The sequence below is a fragment of the Pseudomonas sp. 3-2 genome (assembly GCF_019710535.1).
Taxonomy (GTDB): Bacteria; Pseudomonadota; Gammaproteobacteria; order Pseudomonadales; family Pseudomonadaceae; genus Aquipseudomonas; species Aquipseudomonas pharyngis.
Genome location: NZ_CP081200.1, coordinates 2,025,891 through 2,045,241, shown reverse-complemented (window position 1 = coordinate 2,045,241; position 19,351 = coordinate 2,025,891). Strand labels below are relative to the sequence as shown.

The following is a 19,351-nucleotide window of genomic DNA, read 5'->3' as shown; positions in this document are numbered from 1 at the left end:
GGAAAACACCATGAACGCGAAAGTCTGGCTGGTGGGCGCGGGTCCCGGTGATCCTGAATTGCTGACGCTCAAAGCGGTGCGGGCCTTGCGCGAAGCCGAGGTGGTGCTGATCGACGATCTGGTCAATGAGGCGGTACTTGAACACTGCCCTGCTGCGCGGATCATTGCCGTCGGTAAACGCGGCGGCTGTCGTTCGACGCCTCAGGCGTTCATCCATCGGCTGATGTTGCGTTACGCCCGTCAGGGCAAATGCGTGGTGCGGCTCAAGGGCGGCGATCCGTGCATTTTCGGGCGCGGGGGTGAGGAAGCGCAGTGGTTGCGTGAGCGCGGGGTCGAAGTGGAACTGGTCAATGGCATCACCGCCGGACTGGCCGGCGCGACCCAGTGTGATATCCCGCTGACGTTGCGCGGCGTGGCCCGGGGTGTGACGCTGGTCACGGCCCACACTCAGGACGACAGCCAGTTGAACTGGCGGGCCTTGGCGCAGGGCGGCACGACGCTGGTGATTTACATGGGGGTGGCGAAGCTCGGCGAGATTCGCGAGCAACTGCTGGCGGGCGGTATGGCGGCGGATACACCAGTGGCGATGATCGAGAATGCCTCGTTGCCAGAACAACGCGAATGCCGCAGTGATCTGACAGGGATGGAGGACGATGCCCTTGGTTTCCAGCTCAGGAGTCCTGCGATTCTGGTCATAGGCGCCGTCGCAGCGGCGGCGACCCAGATGGATTCGATTGGCTGGGCAGCCGACCGACTGGCCTGACAATCCCCGGTTTCACCAAATCGCAGGCAAAGAAAAGCCCGGCCTGAGCCGGGCTTTTCTCGTAGCGGCAGCTAATTACTTAGCTTGAGCTTCAACCTGCGCTTCTACGCGACGGTTAACAGCGCGGCCAGCTTCAGTTTTGTTGTCAGCAACTGGGCGGGATTCGCCGTAGCCGATCGACTGAACGCGGGACGATTCAACACCGTACTGGTTGGTCAGAACTTGCTTAACGGCGTTTGCACGACGCTCGGACAGTTTCTGGTTGTAAGCGTCAGGACCGACGGAGTCAGTGTGACCTTCAACAGTAGTGGTGGTGGATGGGTACTGCTTCATGAAGTCAGCCAGGTTTTTGATGTCGCCGTAGCTGTTTGGCTTAACAACCGACTTGTCGAAGTCGAACTTCACGTCCAGCTCAACACGAACAACTTCAGCAACTGCCGGGCAGCCATCAGCGTCAACAGTTACGTTGGCTGGGGTGTCCGGGCACTTGTCAACGTTGTCGCACACGCCGTCGTTGTCGCTGTCGGAGCAGACTTCAGCTGGTGCTGGAACTGGAGCAGCAGCTGGCTTGGAGCCGCCACCGAAGTTCACACCGATACCGACGCTAGGAGCCCACTCGGTGTCGCCCTGGTCGATGTTGTACTGAGCTTCAACGCCAGCACGGGCGTAGAAGTTGTCGGTGAAGTACAGCTTGGCACCAGCGCCCAGGTTGGCGAAGGTGGAACGGTTACGACCGTTCGAACCGTTCTGGTCGATGCTCTGGTCAGAGAAACCGGCCGAAACGTATGGACGCAGCATGTCGCCTGGGTTGTTGAAGTGGTACAGAGCGTCCAGAGCGGTGTTGGCGCCCTTGACGTTCTTGCCATCGTCGGCACGCACGTTGTGCACTTCGTCGTAGCCCAGACGCAGTTCAACGTCGTCGGTCAGGAAGTAACCGATCGAACCGCCGAACAGGTTGCCGTTGTTCTTGAAGTTACGAGCGCTGTCGAATTGTTCTTTCTTTGCGAAGCCTTCGATTTCAACTGCGCCTTGGCCTTGTGCCAGAGCGCCGAAAGAAGTGGCGGCAATCAAAGAACCAATGGCCAAGCCCAAGGTGTTTTTCAGTTTCATCCGTTAAATCCCCATCTGGTGATTGTGAAGCAGTCCCGCAAACCGGGGGACAACTCGGCGGCAAGTCTATCAGAACTTGCCTACACGTAAGAGATATTTGCGCCGAACTAAGTTTCAGCAATGCCTGCAAATTTCTCACGCAATTTATCAAGAGCGCGTTTGTAACGCATTTTTGTCGCACTCAAACCCATGTGCATGATGTCTGCGATCTCCTGAAACTCCAGCTCTGCGACAAATCGTAGCACCAGAATTTCCCTGTCGATCGGGTTCACATACACCAGCCAGCGATCCAGTCCGCCCTTCTCCTCGGGTTTCGGCGCCTTTTCTTCGGACGCTTCCTCGAGGGGGTCAAGACTCAAAGCGTCCATCAAGCGACGCTTTCGCCGTTCCTTCCGATACTGTGTGATGCATTCGTTGTAGGTGATGCTGTATAGCCATGTCTTGAACTTCGATTTCCCCTCGAAGTTCTTCAGGCCATACAGCACCTTCAACATCACTTCCTGACAGACATCGTCTGCATCGCGATCGTTCCCAAGATATCGTGCGCACACGTTAAATAATGTCCGCTGGTAACGCCGCATCAGTTCTTCGTAGGCGCGCGTCACGTGAAAAAGCTCGGTATGCGAGCGCGCGACCAACTCCTCATCAGAGAGCTCGCGGGGATCGTAGCGCGTGGATAGCGTTTGGGCTTTATTCAAAACAGTCGTGCCGACAGTCAGGTCAATGTCCACCGCAGCCAGCGACAGCTGGCATTTTGCGGCGGCATACATTAGCAGGGTTTGCCGGGTTAGCGGCTACTCACATGCTGTTCCAGCAGGATCCGATTGGAGAGAGAGACTAGCTCACCCTCATCGGTCAGCAATGTGGTCTTAACCGTGCCGATCTCTTCGATCTGGCCTTCGACCTCGCCAATACGCACTTGTTGCCCAACCTGATACAACTCACGCACATAGATTCCCGCAAGAATCTGACCGGCAATTTCCCGGCTTCCCAAACCCATGGCCAGCGCAACCGCCAGACCAACGGTAATCAATACGATGACGATCACATGGTTCAGCAGGTCGGTCTTGACCTCCAACTGACTGATTGCGACCGAAATGCTGATGATGATCACCAGGCCCTGGGCAATTCGCCCAAGTCCTGAAGCGTAGTCCAGGCCTACGCCTTCTGCCGCCCCGCGAACCAGGCCATTGGCCAATTGCGCAAGCAGGACACCCACCAGCAACACCAGCGCGGCACCGAATACTTTCGGCAAATACAGCGCCAGCATGTCAAGCGTAGCTGAAACTCGCTCAAGTCCAAGGGATTCTGCTGCCGAAACCAGAAAAATCAGCAGAACGAACCAGTAAACGATTTTGCCGATCAACGTGGAGATCGGCACTTGCAGCCCCGCGCGGGACATCAATTTGGTCAGACCGGTGCCGCCCATCAGGCGATCGAGGCCCAGTTTGGCCAGCAGTTTGGACAGCAAGGTGTCCAGCAGCTTGGCCACGACGAAACCCAAGAGCAGCACAACCAGTGCGCCGAACAGGTTAGGAATGAAGTTAGCGACTTTGGTCCACAACGCAGTCATTGCAGTGACGAGGCTCTGAGTCCAGAGATCAAGTTCCATATTCAATCAGCCTTATCAGCAGTGCGAGCGGTAGGTTTACGGAGACGGGAGACCGGCGCGACATGGGCCGAGCCGTTATTCAGGGCGATCATCAGCGCGGGCAGCCAGCGGCCCAGCAGGCTGAACAGATCGCCGGCGCCAACCTGGCGGTTGGCGGTTTTGAGTACGCGGCCCAGGCAGGCATCGTCGTCGCGGCTGGACGGCGAGGCGTTGAGCATGTCGCGCAAAGACTGTTCAAACGGATCGTGCATACGCACCTCTCGTGATGTCTGTGAAAGACGCGGGCAAATTTGGTCGGGTCACATGGCGCATCTTCATACCCAGCGCAAACGGCGGAACAACCACCATTGTCCGAACGCCAGGGCGAGCACCGTCAGACAGGCGATCAGGAAACCATAAGGGCTGCTCGCGAACGGAATGCCACCGACATTGATGCCCAGCAGACCGGTAATAAAACTCATCGGCAAGAAGATGCAGGTGATGATGCCGAAACGATACATCGTGCGATTCATGTGCACGCTCAAACGCCGGTCTTCGGCCTCCAGCACAAGCCCCACGCGCTCTCGGGTCAATTCGAGCTCTTCGAGATAACGGGTCAGGCTGTTGTTCAATTCGTTCCAGTAGTCGGCATCGTCATCGACGAACCACGGCAGTTTTATCCGCGTCAGCTGTCCGAAAATATCCCGCTGCGGTGCCAGAAAACGCTTCAGTCCGGCAGCCCTGCGACGGATGTGCAAAATGGCGCCATGCTCGGGGGTATACCGTTCGTCGGCATCCAGTTTTTCTTCCTCTTCATCGACCACTTCGGAGAGGCAAGTCACCAGATCCTGCACCTTGTTGGTGAGGAATTGCGCCAGATAAAGCATTAGTTCTGACGAGGTTTTCGGTCCTTTACCCTCGCCAAGCATCACCAGCAACTCGTCGGTGGCGCGCAATGGGCGCAAGCGCAGGGAAATCACCCGCTGGGCCGAAGCGAAAATCCGCACCGACACCATGTCTTCCGGCTCGGCACCGGGGTTGAGATTGACCCCGCGCAAAAACAGCAGCAGCTCGGAGTCCGGCAGCGGCAACAGGCGTGGGCGAGTGTTTTCTTCCAGCAGCAAATCGCAGGTGAACTCGTTGAGCCCACTGGATTTGCGCAGCCAGGTCTGGGTCTGCGGGTGACTGCGATCCCAGTGCAGCCACAGGCTTTCATGAGCCTGCAGCCGCAGATCGTCGAGATCAGTCCGGGCTATCGAACGCGCACCGCCTTTACCGTCCAGCACCAGGGCATGCACCAGCCCCCATTGCGCGTTTTCTTCCTCGAACATCCTCACCCCTGTGGTTACCGCGATTTATTCAGGCATTTTCAGCGGACTTGGCGAGATGATCACGCCATTGTTGTCCGCATAGATGTACTGGCCAGGATGGAAAGTGACACCCGCAAACGTCACCGGGACGTTGAGGTCGCCGAGACCGCGTTTTTCAGTCTTTTTCGGATGGCTGGCCAAGGCCTGAACGCCGAGATCGGTCTGGGCGATGACGTCCACATCACGGATGCAGCCGTAGATCACCAGCCCTTCCCAACCGTTTTTCGCGGCTTTCTCGGCGATCATGTCGCCCAATAGCGCGCAGCGCAGGGAACCACCACCATCGACCACCAGCACCTTGCCGTTGCCCTTGAGCTCGGCTTGCTCCTTGACCAGCGAGTTGTCTTCGAAGCATTTGATGGTCACGATTTCGCCGCCGAACGAATCACGGCCGCCGAAATTGCTGAACATCGGTTCCAGCACCTGAACCAGCTCCGGATAGGCGTCGCACAGGTCAGGCGTAAGGTAATGGTTCATCGAATAACTCCTGTAACAAGGAAGACGAGCAAGAATGTCGCACTCTTTTGAAACGAGTCCCAACGGTCGCTGTTTACCTTAGCCCATGTCATGGTCGCTGAACGAACCTGAACACAGGCTGAAACGTAATAGCGAAACAGTCACTAAATATGACCAGAACCGTCCAATGCGTCATATCTTAGCCGCAAGCCGACGCGAACGAAATGCCCTTTTCAGGGCGCCGCGTTCAGACCGCTGCCGCCAGATCCGGCTTCTCGCCAAGCAATGGCGCGTGCTGATCCGCCAACCAACGCGCCACCAGCGGCCAGACCTCGGCCTGTGCCGCTTTGCTGACCAGCATCTCGACATGCCCGAACTGATCGTTGAAACCCTGCTCACGGCCCAGGTTGATGAACTGCTTGTGCTCGGAGCCAATCTGTTCGAACAGTTTCCGGCAGGCCCAGGCAGGATCCTGATGATCCCCCGCCGCGCTTACCGCCAGCACTGGGACCTGCACGTCGGCAAGACCTGCCCACCAATCCTTGTCCTTGTCGCCGAAACGCCCGAACAGTCCGTACCAGCGCATGCTTTCCAGCGCCAGGCCGATCGGCTCGTCCTCGGGGCCGCGCTTGAGTCGCGAGCCGGACAACTGGGCAAAACGCTTGAGAATGAAGCGCCCGCTCCACTCCACCGGCGGAATCTTCAGCGGCCAGTACGTGCGGCTGACCTGCGTGCCGAAAAACGCCGCCGACGCCACCGCCGGCTCACCGAGGTATTCGCCGCCCAGCGCGGCCGCCAACGTGATGCCACCCAGCGAGTGGCCGATCCAGTGCGGAATCTGCCCGCTCTGCTCACGGACGAACGCGGCAATCGCCGGCAGATCGTAACGGGCATAGTCGGCGACGCGGTTGCGGCGGTAGTCCTCGTTGCGCTGGGACAGACCGTGACCGCGCATTTCCGGGATCCACACATCGAAGCCCAGACGCGTCAGATACGCGCCCAGGCCCAGGCCCTTCGGCGAGAACCAGAAGCGCCGATTGGAAAAACTGCCGTGCAGCAAGATCACTGGCACGCCGCGCGACGCCGGCTCATCGGCCATGCCGAGGCGGGTCACCGCGATTTCCACGGACCAGTCAGGGCTGTTGCCCGGTTTCAAACGATAAACGTCTTCGCTCAGATCACCGCGTCGCTCGGCGCTGATCAGGGCGACAGGAAATAGGTTGCTGCTGCTTTGCATAATGCTCTTGCACAAAAAAGGGCGGCATCCGGAGAGCTCGCCCTGATTCAATCTTAAAGCCCCGACCCGGTTCATCGGGCCGAGGCTTCATTTACGGCTTATTCCGCCGCCTGGCCTTCGGCAAGGAAGAACCAGGTTTCCAGCACGGTGTCCGGGTTCAGCGACACGCTTTCGATGCCCTGCTCCATCAGCCACTTGGCCAGGTCCGGGTGGTCCGAAGGACCCTGACCGCAGATGCCGATGTATTTGCCGGCCTTGTTGCACGCGGCAATCGCGTTGGCCAACAGCTTCTTGACCGCCGGATTACGCTCGTCGAACAGGTGCGCAATGATCCCGGAGTCACGGTCCAGGCCCAGCGTCAGCTGGGTCAGGTCGTTGGAGCCGATCGAGAAACCGTCGAAGAATTCGAGGAATTCTTCAGCCAGGATCGCGTTGGATGGCAGTTCGCACATCATGATCACGCGCAGGCCGTTGTCGCCACGGGCCAGGCCGTTTTCGGCAAGCAGATCAACCACCTGGCTGGCTTCGCCGAGGGTACGGACGAACGGCACCATGATTTCGACGTTGGTCAGGCCCATCTCGTTGCGCACGCGTTTCAGCGCACGGCACTCGAGTTCGAAGCAGTCACGGAACGATTCGCTGATGTAACGCGAAGCGCCACGGAAACCCAGCATCGGGTTTTCTTCTTCCGGCTCGTAGAGTTTGCCGCCGATCAGGTTGGCGTACTCGTTGGACTTGAAGTCCGACAGACGCACGATGACTTTCTTCGGAGCGAACGCAGCGGCCAGGGTGCTGATGCCTTCAACCAGTTTCTCGACATAGAAGCCGACCGGATCGTCGTAACCGGCGATGCGCTTGTCGACGCTTTCCTTGATGTCCTGCGGCAGGCCGTCGTAGTTCAACAGCGCTTTCGGGTGCACGCCGATCATGCGGTTGATGATGAATTCCAGACGGGCCAGACCCACACCAGCGTTCGGCAGCTGCGCGAAGTCGAAGGCGCGGTCCGGGTTGCCGACGTTCATCATGATCTTGAACGGCAGCTCCGGCATGGCGTCGACGGAGTTCTTCTTGATGTCGAAACCCAGTTCGCCTTCGAAGATGTAACCGGTGTCGCCTTCGGCGCAGGACACGGTCACGCCCTGGCCGTCCTTCAGCAGTTGGGTGGCGTTGCCGCAACCGACGACCGCAGGGATACCCAGCTCACGGGCGATGATCGCCGCGTGGCAGGTACGGCCGCCACGGTTGGTGACGATGGCGCTGGCGCGCTTCATGACCGGTTCCCAGTCCGGGTCGGTCATGTCGGAGACCAGCACGTCGCCGGGCTGGACCTTGTCCATCTCGGACACGTCCTTGATGATCCGCACCTTGCCGGCGCCGATGCGCTGGCCGATGGCACGACCTTCCACCAGCACGGTGCCGGTTTCCTTCAGCAGGTAACGTTCCATGACGTTGGCCTGGGTGCGGCTCTTCACGGTTTCGGGACGGGCCTGCACGATGTACAGCTTGCCGTCGTCACCGTCCTTGGCCCACTCGATGTCCATCGGGCAGCCATAGTGCTTCTCGATGATCATCGCCTGCTTGGCCAGCTCGCTGACTTCAGCGTCGGTCAGGCAGAAACGCGCGCGGTCGGCCTTGTCGACATCAACGGTTTTCACGGAACGACCGGCCTTGGCCTCGTCGCCGTAGATCATCTTGATGGCCTTGCTGCCCAGGTTGCGCCGCAGGATCGCCGGGCGACCGGCTTCCAGGGTGCCCTTGTGGACATAGAATTCGTCCGGGTTCACCGCGCCTTGTACAACGGTTTCGCCCAAACCGTAGGCGCCGGTGATGAACACCACGTCACGGAAGCCGGATTCGGTATCGAGGGTGAACATCACGCCGGCGGTGCCGGTTTCCGAACGCACCATGCGCTGCACGCCAGCCGACAGGGCGACCAGCTTGTGGTCGAAGCCCTGGTGTACGCGGTAGGAAATGGCACGGTCGTTGAACAGGGAAGCGAACACTTCCTTGGCCGCGCGAATGACGTTTTCCACGCCACGGATGTTCAGGAAGGTTTCCTGCTGACCAGCGAACGAAGCGTCCGGCAGGTCTTCGGCGGTGGCGGAGGAACGCACGGCCACGGCCACGTCAGGATTACCGGCCGACAGTGCGGCGAACGCGGTGCGGATCTCGGTGTTCAGTTTTTCAGGGAATTCGGCTTCCATGATCCATTGGCGGATCTGGGCGCCGGTCTTGGCCAGGGCATTGACGTCATCGACGTCCAGCGCATCGAGGGCCTTGTGGATCTGATCGTTCAGACCGCTCAGTTCCAGGAAGTCGCGATAGGCTTGCGCCGTGGTGGCGAAGCCGCCGGGGACCGAAACACCGGCACCGGCCAGGTTACTGATCATCTCGCCCAGGGATGCGTTCTTGCCCCCCACATGCTCAACATCGTGTTTGCCGAGCTTATCGAGGGAAACTACGTACTCTACCAAGGTGATCTCTCCACTAACTGTGTTGGAAAAGCTCAGAAACCGGCGGCTCGGGGGAGCGTTGGCCGGCTGTATGGCCTGGACCTGGAAAATAAGTGAGAATGCGGGCCAATGGCGGCCGACAAATCGTGCCTATCATATCCAGAAATGCTCATTAGCTTAAGGCCCAAGGTGCAAATGAAACGATCTGCTTTCTTTATCTCCGATGGCACCGGCATCACCGCCGAAACCCTGGGTCAAAGCCTTCTGGCGCAGTTCGAAAACATTACCTTCAGCAAATTCACGCGCCCCTACATCGACAGCGTTGAAAAAGCGCGGGCCATGGTACAACAAATCAACAAAGCCGCTGAAACCGACGGTTTCCGGCCGATCATCTTCGACACCATCGTCAATCAGGACATCCGTGAGATTCTCGCAACCTCCAATGGTTTCATGATCGACATCTTCTCGACGTTCCTCGCCCCGCTCGAACAGGAACTGACCGAGCATTCTTCCTACACCGTCGGCAAGTCCCACTCCATCGGTCACAACTCCAATTACATGGAGCGCATCGAAGCGGTGAACTTCGCTCTGGACAACGACGACGGCGCCCGCACCCACTATTACGACAAGGCCGACCTGATACTAGTGGGCGTGTCGCGTTGTGGTAAGACGCCGACGTGTCTGTACATGGCGATGCAGTTCGGCATCCGTGCGGCCAACTATCCGCTGACCGAGGACGACATGGAACGCCTGCAACTGCCGGCCGCCCTGCGCGCCCACCAGCACAAGCTGTTCGGCCTGACCATCGACCCGGACCGCCTCACCGCGATCCGCAACGAACGCAAGCCCAACAGCCGTTATTCGAGCTACGCCCAGTGCGAGTTCGAAGTGCGCGAGGTGGAAAACCTGTTCCGCCGCGAGAACATCCCGAACATCAACTCCACGCATTTTTCGGTGGAAGAAATTTCCGCGAAGATTCTCGTGGAAAAAGGCGTGGAGCGGCGCTTCAAATAGCTCTGCGGTGTCTGATCTGACGCCTTCGCGGGCAAGCCCGGCTCCTACAGGTGTCGTGGCGTTTGCAATAATTGCATCCGATACAAAACCCTGTGGGAGCGTGGCTTGCCCGCGAAGAACGATAACGCGGTCCCTCAGATCACAAACAAATCGACAAACCGGTTCACCGGCGTGGCTTCAAGCCGCGCCTGATCCTTGCACAGCGCAAGAATCTCCCCGCTGCGCTGTCCGGTGAAGCGGGTCGCCAGATTTGTCCGGAATTTGTCCTCCAGCAACGGAATGCCCTCAGCGCGACGCCGGCGATGGCCGATCGGGTACTCCACCACCACGTTTTCCGTGCTCGAACCGTCCTTGAAAAACACCTGCACCGCATTGGCGATCGAGCGCTTGTCGGCCTCCAGGTATTGGCGGGTGAAAAGCGGATCTTCGACGATGACCATTTTTTCGCGCAGCACATCGATGACCGGATGGGCTTTGTGGAAATCATCCTCGTACTGCTCAGCCACCAGATTGCCGAACGCCAGCGGCACGGCGGTCATGTACTGGAGGCAGTGATCGCGATCAGCGGCGTTGGCCAGCGGCCCGACCTTGGAAATGATGCGAATCGCCGACTCATGCGTGGTGATGACAATCCGGTCGATCTCATGCAGACGATTGCGCACCTGCGGATGCAGGGTCACAGCGGCTTCGCAGGCGGTCTGCGCGTGGAATTCGGCGGGGAAGCTGATCTTGAACAGCACGTTTTCCATCACGTAACTGCCGAACGGCCGGGAGAAGCTGAAGGCGCGTTTGTCTTCAGGCTTGAGCGCCAGATCGTTGTTGGTGTGGCTGAACAGAACGTCGTAAAAGCCCCACTGCTTGGCACTCAAGACGCCGGGAATGCCCATTTCGCCGCGCATCGCGATATCCGCCAGCCGCACGCCTCGGCTCGACGCATCCCCCGCCGCCCAGGATTTTCGCGAACCGGCGTTCGGCGCATGGCGGTAAGTGCGCAACGCCTGACCGTCGGCAAACGCGTGGGACAGCGCCGATAACAGCTGCTCGCGGTTGGCGCCCATCAGTTTGGCGGTCACAGCGGTCGAGGCGACTTTCACCAGAATGACGTGGTCGAGGCCTACACGATTGAAGGAGTTTTCCAGGGCGATCACGCCCTGGATTTCGTGGGCCATGATCATGGCTTCGAGCACATCGCGCACGGTGAGCGGCGCTTCACCATTGGCCAGACGCTTTTGCGACAAGTGATCGGCCACCGCGAGAATCCCGCCGAGGTTGTCCGACGGATGGCCCCATTCAGCGGCGAGCCAGGTGTCGTTGTAATCGAGCCAGCGCACGATGCAGCCGATGTCCCACGCCGCTTTTACCGGGTCGAGGCGATAAGAGGTGCCAGGGACTCGGGCGCCGAATGGGACGACGGTGCCTTCGACGATTGGGCCAAGGTGCTTGGTGCATTCGGGGAAACGCAGGGCCAGCAGGCCGCAGCCCAAGGTGTCCATCAGGCAGTTACGGGCGGTGTCGAGGGCTTCGGTGGATTCGATTTTGTAGGTGAGGACGTAATCGGCGATGTCCTGCAGGACACGGTCGTAGTCGGGGCGGTTGTTCAGGTCGACGTTGGCGCTCATGTTCGATTCACTCTTGAAAGTGGTTCGTTGATGGGACCTCGGTTCAGGCTGAGTCTTGGTTTTAAACCATTCTTATTGTTGAAATACAGAACCTGTGGGAGCGGCGGTGCGACGATTCGACTTGCCCGCGAATGGGCCGGCATATCCAGCGTTGATGTTGCCTGATACACCGCCTTCGCGAGCAAGCCCGCTCCCACATTTGCTGCTGCGCTGGGTCAGAAAGAGTCGCCAGGGACGCGGACGTAACCTTCCATCAGGACGCGCGCACTACGGCTCATGATCGCCTTCTTCACCACCCACTCACCGTTTTCCAGGCTAGCTTCTGCGCCAACACGCAACGTCCCGGACGGATGCCCGAACCGCACAGCATTGCGCTCAACACCACCCGCCGCCAGATTCACCAAGGTGCCGGAGATAGCTGCTGCAGTGCCAATCGCCACCGCCGCCGTCCCCATCATTGCGTGGTGCAGCTTGCCCATCGACAACGCCCGCACCAGCAGATCCACATCCCCGGCGCCAATGGCCTTGCCGCTGGACGCGACGTAATCCGCAGGTTTGGCGACAAACGCCACTTTCGGCGTGTGCTGACGCTTGGCCGCTTCATCCAAACTGGAAATCAGCCCCATGCGCAAAGCACCGTAGGCGCGAATCGTCTCAAACATCTGCAAAGCCTTCGGATCGCTGTTGATCGCGCTTTGCAGTTCGGTGCCGGTGTAGCCGATGTCTTCGGCGTTGACGAAGATCGTCGGGATACCCGCGTTGATCATGGTCGCCTTGAACGTGCCGACACCCGGCACTTCCAGCTCGTCGATCAGGTTGCCGGTGGGGAACATCGAGCCACCGCCGCCCTCTTCTTCCGCCGCCGGGTCCATGAATTCGACCTGGACTTCGGCGGCCGGGAAGGTTACGCCGTCGAGCTCGAAATCACCGGTTTCCTGGACTTCGCCATTGGTGATCGGCACGTGGGCAATGATGGTCTTGCCGATGTTGGCCTGCCACACGCGAACCACCGCCACGCCGTTGTGAGGAATGCGGCTGGCGTCCACCAGGCCGTTGCTGATGGCGAACGAACCGACCGCCGCCGACAGGTTGCCGCAGTTGCCGCTCCAGTCCACGAACGGCTTGTCGATCGACACCTGACCGAACAGGTAATCGACGTCGTGATCGGCCTTGATGCTTTTCGACAGGATGACGGTTTTGCTGGTGCTGGACGTTGCGCCGCCCATGCCGTCGATCTGCTTGTCGTACGGGTCGGGGCTGCCGATGACCCGCAGCAGCAGCGCATCGCGGGCCGGGCCGGGAATCTGCGCGGCTTCGGGCAGATCCTTGAGGCTGAAAAACACGCCTTTGCTGGTGCCACCACGCATGTAGGTGGCGGGGATTTTTATTTGCGGTGCGTGAGCCATGGTGCTCCTTAACGAAGACATGGGACTTGAAGTCCCATGCCCACATCAGTTGATTTAAACGGCAACCGCCGACTCTTCGAGGAAGTCCTGGGCAAAGCGCTGCAACACGCCGCCGGCCTCGTAGATCGACACTTCTTCAGCGGTATCCAGACGGCAGGTCACCGGCACATCAACGCGTTCGCCGTTCTTGCGATGGATCACCAGCGTCAGGTCGGCACGCGGCGTGCGCTCGCCGATCACGTCGTAGGTTTCGCTGCCATCGATACCCAGGGTCTTGCGGTCGGTGCCCGGTTTGAACTCCAGCGGCAACACGCCCATGCCCACCAGGTTGGTGCGGTGAATGCGCTCGAAACCTTCGGCGGCAATCGCTTCCACACCCGCCAGACGCACGCCTTTGGCCGCCCAGTCGCGGGACGAACCCTGGCCGTAGTCGGCGCCGGCGATGATGATCAGCGGCTGCTTGCGTTCCATGTAGGTTTCGATGGCTTCCCACATGCGCATCACTTGGCCTTCCGGCTCGACACGGGCCAGCGAACCCTGCTTGACCTTGCCGTTTTCCACGACCATTTCGTTGAACAGTTTCGGGTTGGCAAACGTCGCGCGCTGTGCGGTCAGGTGGTCGCCACGGTGGGTCGCGTAAGAGTTGAAGTCCTCTTCCGGCAGGCCCATTTTCGCCAGGTATTCGCCGGCGGCGCTGTCGAGCATGATCGCGTTCGACGGCGACAGGTGATCGGTGGTGATGTTGTCCGGCAGCACCGCCAGCGGGCGCATGCCCTTGAGCGGGCGCGCCCCGGCCAGCGCGCCTTCCCAGTAAGGCGGACGGCGGATGTAGGTGCTCATTTCGCGCCAGTCGTACAGCGGCGCAACTTTGGGGCCGGTGTCTTCATGGATGGCGAACATCGGGATGTAGACCTGACGGAACTGCTCGGGCTTGACCGAGGATTTCACCACCGCGTCGATTTCTTCGTCGCTCGGCCAGATGTCTTTCAGACGGATTTCCTTGCCGTCGACCACGCCCAGCACATCTTTCTCGATATCGAAGCGGATGGTGCCGGCAATCGCGTAGGCCACCACCAGCGGCGGCGAAGCGAGGAAAGCCTGCTTGGCGTACGGGTGAATCCGCCCGTCGAAGTTACGGTTACCGGACAGCACAGCGGTAGCGTACAGGTCGCGGTCGATGATTTCCTGCTGGATCACCGGATCCAGCGCGCCGGACATGCCGTTGCAGGTGGTGCAGGCGAAGGCGACGACGCCGAAACCGAGCTGCTCCAGCTCCGTGGTCAGCCCTGCTTCATCGAGGTACAGCGCCACGGTTTTCGAACCCGGTGCCAGCGACGACTTGACCCACGGCTTGCGGGTCAGCCCAAGCTTGTTGGCGTTGCGCGCCAGCAGGCCGGCGGCGATCACGTTGCGTGGGTTGCTGGTGTTGGTGCAACTGGTGATGGCGGCGATGATCACCGCGCCGTCAGGCATTTGCCCCGGCACGTCCTCCCACTGGCCGGCGATGCCTTTGGCGGCCAGATCCGACACCGCCACGCGAGCGTGCGGGTTGCTCGGGCCGGCCATGTTGCGCACCACCGAAGACAGATCGAAGGTCAGGCCACGCTCGTATTGCGCACCTTTCAGGCTGTCGGCCCACAGACCGATCTGCCTGGCGTATTGCTCGACGAGCTGCACTTGCTGGTCTTCGCGACCAGTGAGTTTCAGGTAGTCGATGGTCTGCTGGTCGATGTAGAACATCGCCGCCGTGGCGCCGTATTCCGGGGCCATGTTGGAAATGGTCGCGCGGTCGCCGAGGGTCAGTGCCGAAGCACCTTCGCCGAAGAACTCCAGCCACGCGCCGACCACTTTCTGTTTGCGCAGGTATTCGGTCAGCGCCAGCACCATGTCGGTGGCGGTGATGCCCGGTTGCAGATTGCCGGTCAGCTCGACGCCGACGCTTTCCGGCAGGCGCATCCACGATGCGCGGCCGAGCATCACGCTTTCAGCTTCGAGACCACCGACGCCGATGGCAATCACGCCCAGCGCATCGACGTGCGGGGTATGGCTGTCGGTGCCGACGCAGGTATCCGGGAACGCCACGCCGTCGCGCACCTGAATCACCGGCGACATTTTCTCCAGGTTGATCTGGTGCATGATGCCGTTGCCCGGCGGGATCACGTCGACGTTCTTGAAGGCCTTCTTGGTCCAGTTGATGAAGTGGAAGCGGTCTTCGTTTCGCCGGTCTTCGATGGCGCGGTTCTTCTCAAAGGCCTGCTTGTCAAAGCCGCCCGCTTCCACCGCCAGCGAGTGGTCGACGATCAGTTGTGTCGGCACCACCGGGTTGACCTGCGCCGGGTCGCCGCCCTGTTGGGCAATCGCGTCGCGCAGGCCGGCCAGATCCACCAGTGCGGTCTGGCCAAGAATGTCGTGGCACACCACGCGGGCCGGGAACCACGGGAAGTCGAGGTCGCGTTTGCGCTCGATCAGTTGTTTCAGGGAATCGGTGAGCGTGGCCGGGTCGCAGCGACGCACGAGGTTTTCCGCCAGCACGCGAGAGGTGTACGGCAGGGTGTCGTAGCTGCCGGGCTGGATCGCATCGACAGCCGCGCGGACGTCGAAAAAGTCCAGCGGCGTGCCGGGCAGGTTCTTGCGAAATTCTGTGTTCATCGGTCAGGACTCGGTCACGGTAGTTTCAAAGAGGGGGCGCCTGTGCCGGCGCCCTCCCCGGTCAGCGCTGTTCGATTGGCACGAACTTGCGCTGTTCGACGCCGGTGTACTCGGCGCTTGGACGGATGATGCGGTTGTTGGCACGCTGTTCGAATACGTGCGCCGCCCAGCCGGTCAGGCGCGAGCAGACGAAGATCGGGGTGAACAGCTTGGTCGGGATGCCCATGAAGTGGTACGCCGAGGCATGGTAGAAGTCGGCGTTGGGGAACAGTTTTTTCTGTTCCCACATGGTCTTGTCGATGGCTTCGGAAACCGCGAACAACACCTTGTCGCCCACTTCGTCGGCGAGTTTTTTCGACCAGCCCTTGATCACCTCGTTGCGCGGATCGCTGTCCTTATAGATCGCGTGGCCGAAGCCCATGATCTTGTCCTTGCGCTCGAGCATGCCGAGGGTGCCCTTGATCGCCTCTTCCGGCGACGAGAAGCGCTCGATCATTTCCATCGCCGCTTCGTTGGCGCCACCGTGCAGCGGGCCGCGCAAGGAACCGATGGCCGCCGTGACGCAGGAATACAGATCGGACAGGGTCGAAGCGCACACCCGAGCGGTGAAGGTCGAGGCGTTGAATTCGTGCTCGGCGTAGAGGATCAGCGAGACGTTCATCACCTTGACGTGCAGTTCGCTCGGCTTCTTGTCGTGCAGCAGGTGCAGGAAGTGGCCGCCGATGGACTGCTCGTCCGTCACGCAATTGATGCGTTTGCCGTCGTGGCTGAAGCGATACCAGTAGCACATGATCGCCGGAAAGGCGGCCAGCAGACGGTCGGTCTTGTCGCGTTGCTCGGAGAAGTCTTTTTCCGGCTCGATATTGCCCAGGAACGAGCAACCGGTGCGCATCACGTCCATCGGGTGGGCGTCGGCGGGGATGCGTTCCAGCACTTCTTTCAGCGCTTGCGGCAGGTCGCGCAGCTTGCTGAGTTTGCCTTGATAGTCGGCGAGTTGCGCCTTGGTCGGCAGCTCTCCGTAGAGCAGCAGGTACGCCACTTCTTCAAATTGTGCGTCGGCTGCCAGTTCGCGCACGTCGTAGCCGCGATAGGTCAGCCCGGCACCGGCCTGGCCCACGGTGGACAGTGCGGTTTGCCCGGCGACCTGGCCCCGGAGCCCGGCGCCACTGAGTACTTTTGCTTCGGCCATTGTTGTCTCCAATCTTGAATTTATTAGGGAGTACGGTTGCGGCTTACTTCTTCGCCGCAAACAACGCGTCGAGCTTCTGCTCGAAGGTGTGGTAATCGATGCGATCGTAAAGCTCCATGCGAGTCTGCATGGTGTCGATGACATTCTGCTGAGTACCGTCGCGGCGGATCGCGGTGTAGACGTTTTCCGCCGCCTTGTTCATCGCGCGGAACGCCGACAGCGGGTACAGCACCAGCGACACGTCGGCGCCTGCCAGTTGTTCGGTGGTGTACAGCGGCGTCGAGCCGAATTCGGTGATGTTGGCCAGGATCGGCGCCTTCACACGGCTGGCGAACAGTTTGTACATATCGAGTTCAGTGATGGCTTCCGGGAAGATCATGTCGGCGCCGGCCTCGATGCACGCAGCGGCGCGATCCAGTGCCGATTCCAGACCTTCAACGGCCAGGGCGTCGGTGCGGGCCATGATCACGAAGCTGTCGTCGGTGCGGGCATCGACGGCGGCCTTGATGCGGTCGACCATTTCCTGCTGGGTCACGATCTCTTTGTTCGGACGGTGGCCGCAGCGCTTGGCGCCGACCTGGTCTTCGATGTGAATCGCTGCTGCGCCGAACTTGATCATCGACTTGACGGTGCGGGCCACGTTGAACGCCGAGGCGCCGAAACCGGTGTCCACGTCCACCAGCAGCGGCAGGTCGCAGACGTCGGTGATACGGCGCACGTCGGTCAGCACGTCATCCAGGCCGGTGATGCCCAGGTCCGGCACGCCGAGGGAGCCGGCAGCCACCCCGCCACCCGACAGGTAGATCGCCTTGAAACCGGCGCGCTTGGCCAGCAGCGCGTGGTTGGCATTGATCGCCCCGACCACTTGCAGCGGATGTTCGCTGGCGACCGCATCGCGGAAACGCTGGCCTGGAGTGCTCTTGTTGGAACTCATGACTCACCTCGTTCAGTGGCTGTCTTGTGGTCGGCGCCGTCCTGGTAATGACGGGCGATGTTGCGTTTCGAGGCGCCGATGTGACGGCGCATCAACAATTCCGCGAGCTCGCCGTCACGGTCGGCGATGGCATCGAGAATCCGGTGGTGTTCGGCAAAGGCCTGGCGCGGGCGATTGGGCGTGGTGGAAAACTGGATGCGGTACATGCGCACCAGTTGATAGAGCTCGCCGCAGAGCATTTGCGTAAGGGTGCGGTTGCCGCTGCCCTGGATGATCCGGTAGTGAAAGTCGAAATCGCCTTCCTGCTGGTAGTAGCCGACGCCGGCCTGGAACGCTGCATCGCGTTCGTGGGTTTCCAGCACCCGGCGCAGTTCGTCGATTTCTTCGACGCTCATGCGTTCGGCCGCCAGACGGCAGGCCATGCCTTCGAGGGATTCGCGGATTTCGTAGAGTTCGAGCAATTCGGCGTGGCTCAGCGACACCACCCGGGCACCGACGTGCGGTACGCGCACCAGCAGGCGCTGGCCTTCCAGACGATGGATCGCCTCGCGCAGCGGCCCGCGGCTGATGCCGTAGGTGCGCGCCAGTTCCGGCTCGGAGATCTTGCTGCCCGGGGCGATCTCGCCTTTGACGATGGCCGCCTGGATGCGTCGGAAGACGTTTTCCGAGAGCGTCTCGGAATCGTCGCCGCTGATCACCGGGGGATCGAGTTGATCCAGCATATTGTCGACACCTTCAAATCCAATGCGGCAAAAACTAGCGAATCAGCCCGCATCAGTCAAAGGATAAATAGAGATTGTCGACAATCGTCTAATAAGCCTGCGTGTCAGCCCCAAGGGTTATAGACCGGCCCCGGCGCTGGCGCCATAAAACCACCGTGCTAGAATGCCGCCCGCATTTGCGAGTCATTTGCACGGCTTGTCATAAAAAGCTGATAGGCACACGAAGGCGATGACCAGACAGGATTTCCTGATGCCATGGCCCTGAACCGAGAACGGAACGCTGCTCGCCAGGATTTATGAGACTCAAGCCCTTCCCCACATTCTTTGCACTGTTTTGCCTGCCCGGCCTCGCCGCGGCGGGGGAAAAGACCGTGTACGGCCTCAACGAATACGCTGCCCTCGACGGGATCAACCTGGAAGTGGCGGCGAAACTCGACACCGGGGCGAAAACCGCCTCCCTGAGTGCCCGCGACATCAAACGCTTCAAACGCAACGGCGAGTCCTGGGTACGTTTCTACCTGGCCATCGACGCCGCGCATTCGCACCCGATCGAACGGCCTCTGGCCCGGGTCAGCAAGATCAAGCGCCGCGCCGGCGACTACGACCCGGAAGAAGGCAAGAAGTACACCGCCCGCCCGGTGATCGAGCTGGACATCTGCATGGGTTCGGCAATGCGCAGCATCGAAGTGAACCTGACCGACCGTAGTGCGTTCCAATACCCGCTTTTGATCGGCTCCGAGGCGCTGAAACGCTTCGATGCGCTGGTCGATCCCAGTCTTAAATACGCTGCCGGCAAACCCGCCTGCGCCATCGCCGCTCATACCGCCGAGTAATTTCC

At 60.3% G+C, this 19,351-nt stretch carries 17 protein-coding genes; 3 read left to right on the top strand and 14 right to left on the bottom strand.

What is annotated here, in order from left to right; translation table 11 throughout:
- Positions 1-10: 10 nt before the first annotated feature.
- On the top strand, positions 11-763 hold the full coding sequence (cobA, locus tag K3819_RS09440) for a uroporphyrinogen-III C-methyltransferase (RefSeq protein ID WP_085649400.1): 753 nt from the start codon (positions 11-13) through the stop codon (positions 761-763).
- Positions 764-838: 75 nt separating this feature from the next.
- Here cobA and K3819_RS09435 read toward each other — a convergent pair whose 3' ends face one another.
- From K3819_RS09435 to ppsA, 8 genes are all read right to left on the bottom strand, one after another.
- Entirely contained in the window at positions 839-1,873 is a 1,035-nt protein-coding gene (locus K3819_RS09435; protein ID WP_011333252.1) for an OmpA family protein, read from the bottom strand.
- Between the two features lie 107 nt (positions 1,874-1,980).
- Positions 1,981-2,571, bottom strand: coding sequence for an RNA polymerase sigma factor SigX (gene sigX, locus K3819_RS09430; protein ID WP_011333251.1), 591 nt, complete (start codon positions 2,569-2,571; stop codon positions 1,981-1,983).
- Between the two features lie 89 nt (positions 2,572-2,660).
- Positions 2,661-3,485, bottom strand: coding sequence for a mechanosensitive ion channel family protein (locus K3819_RS09425; RefSeq protein WP_007951987.1), 825 nt, complete (start codon positions 3,483-3,485; stop codon positions 2,661-2,663).
- A 2-nt stretch (positions 3,486-3,487) separates the two neighbouring features.
- On the bottom strand, positions 3,488-3,736 hold the full coding sequence (locus K3819_RS09420) for a hypothetical protein (protein ID WP_007951986.1): 249 nt from the start codon (positions 3,734-3,736) through the stop codon (positions 3,488-3,490).
- Between the two features lie 63 nt (positions 3,737-3,799).
- The gene (locus K3819_RS09415; RefSeq protein ID WP_221399103.1) at positions 3,800-4,795 is read right to left on the bottom strand and encodes a zinc transporter ZntB; all 996 of its coding nucleotides are present in this window, start codon (positions 4,793-4,795) and stop codon (positions 3,800-3,802) included.
- A 24-nt stretch (positions 4,796-4,819) separates the two neighbouring features.
- Positions 4,820-5,311: a ribonuclease E activity regulator RraA gene (rraA, locus tag K3819_RS09410; RefSeq protein ID WP_011333248.1), complete on the bottom strand. Its 492-nt coding sequence runs from the start codon at positions 5,309-5,311 to the stop codon at positions 4,820-4,822.
- Positions 5,312-5,537: 226 nt separating this feature from the next.
- Positions 5,538-6,527 carry an alpha/beta fold hydrolase gene (locus tag K3819_RS09405; protein WP_064594675.1) on the bottom strand — a complete coding sequence of 330 codons (990 nt, stop codon included), beginning with the start codon at positions 6,525-6,527 and terminating at the stop codon, positions 5,538-5,540.
- A gap of 98 nt (positions 6,528-6,625) precedes the next feature.
- Positions 6,626-9,001 (bottom strand): phosphoenolpyruvate synthase, encoded by a 2,376-nt coding sequence (gene ppsA, locus K3819_RS09400; RefSeq protein ID WP_085613278.1) that lies wholly within the window; start codon positions 8,999-9,001, stop codon positions 6,626-6,628.
- Between the two features lie 174 nt (positions 9,002-9,175).
- On the opposite strand from ppsA, the gene K3819_RS09395 reads away from it, so the two are divergent.
- Entirely contained in the window at positions 9,176-9,994 is an 819-nt protein-coding gene (locus K3819_RS09395) for a pyruvate, water dikinase regulatory protein (RefSeq protein ID WP_007951980.1), read from the top strand.
- A 134-nt stretch (positions 9,995-10,128) separates the two neighbouring features.
- Here the strand turns inward: K3819_RS09395 and prpD are convergent, their stop codons facing one another.
- The 6 genes from prpD to K3819_RS09365 form a co-directional block, all read right to left on the bottom strand.
- Positions 10,129-11,613 carry a 2-methylcitrate dehydratase gene (gene prpD / locus K3819_RS09390; RefSeq protein ID WP_221399102.1) on the bottom strand — a complete coding sequence of 495 codons (1,485 nt, stop codon included), beginning with the start codon at positions 11,611-11,613 and terminating at the stop codon, positions 10,129-10,131.
- A gap of 215 nt (positions 11,614-11,828) precedes the next feature.
- Entirely contained in the window at positions 11,829-13,019 is a 1,191-nt protein-coding gene (gene prpF / locus K3819_RS09385) for a 2-methylaconitate cis-trans isomerase PrpF (protein WP_221399101.1), read from the bottom strand.
- Between the two features lie 54 nt (positions 13,020-13,073).
- Positions 13,074-15,668: a Fe/S-dependent 2-methylisocitrate dehydratase AcnD gene (gene acnD, locus K3819_RS09380; RefSeq protein WP_221399099.1), complete on the bottom strand. Its 2,595-nt coding sequence runs from the start codon at positions 15,666-15,668 to the stop codon at positions 13,074-13,076.
- Positions 15,669-15,729: 61 nt separating this feature from the next.
- On the bottom strand, positions 15,730-16,857 hold the full coding sequence (gene prpC / locus K3819_RS09375) for a 2-methylcitrate synthase (protein WP_074687616.1): 1,128 nt from the start codon (positions 16,855-16,857) through the stop codon (positions 15,730-15,732).
- A 43-nt stretch (positions 16,858-16,900) separates the two neighbouring features.
- Positions 16,901-17,791: a methylisocitrate lyase gene (gene prpB, locus K3819_RS09370; protein WP_221399098.1), complete on the bottom strand. Its 891-nt coding sequence runs from the start codon at positions 17,789-17,791 to the stop codon at positions 16,901-16,903.
- Positions 17,788-18,510: a GntR family transcriptional regulator gene (locus K3819_RS09365; protein WP_178076500.1), complete on the bottom strand. Its 723-nt coding sequence runs from the start codon at positions 18,508-18,510 to the stop codon at positions 17,788-17,790. The genes prpB and K3819_RS09365 overlap by 4 nt, the downstream gene beginning before the upstream one ends.
- 299 nt (positions 18,511-18,809) lie before the next feature.
- On the opposite strand from K3819_RS09365, the gene K3819_RS09360 reads away from it, so the two are divergent.
- Complete coding sequence (locus tag K3819_RS09360; protein WP_011333239.1) at positions 18,810-19,346, top strand: ATP-dependent zinc protease; 537 nt, start codon at positions 18,810-18,812, stop codon at positions 19,344-19,346.
- Positions 19,347-19,351: the final 5 nt, after the last annotated feature.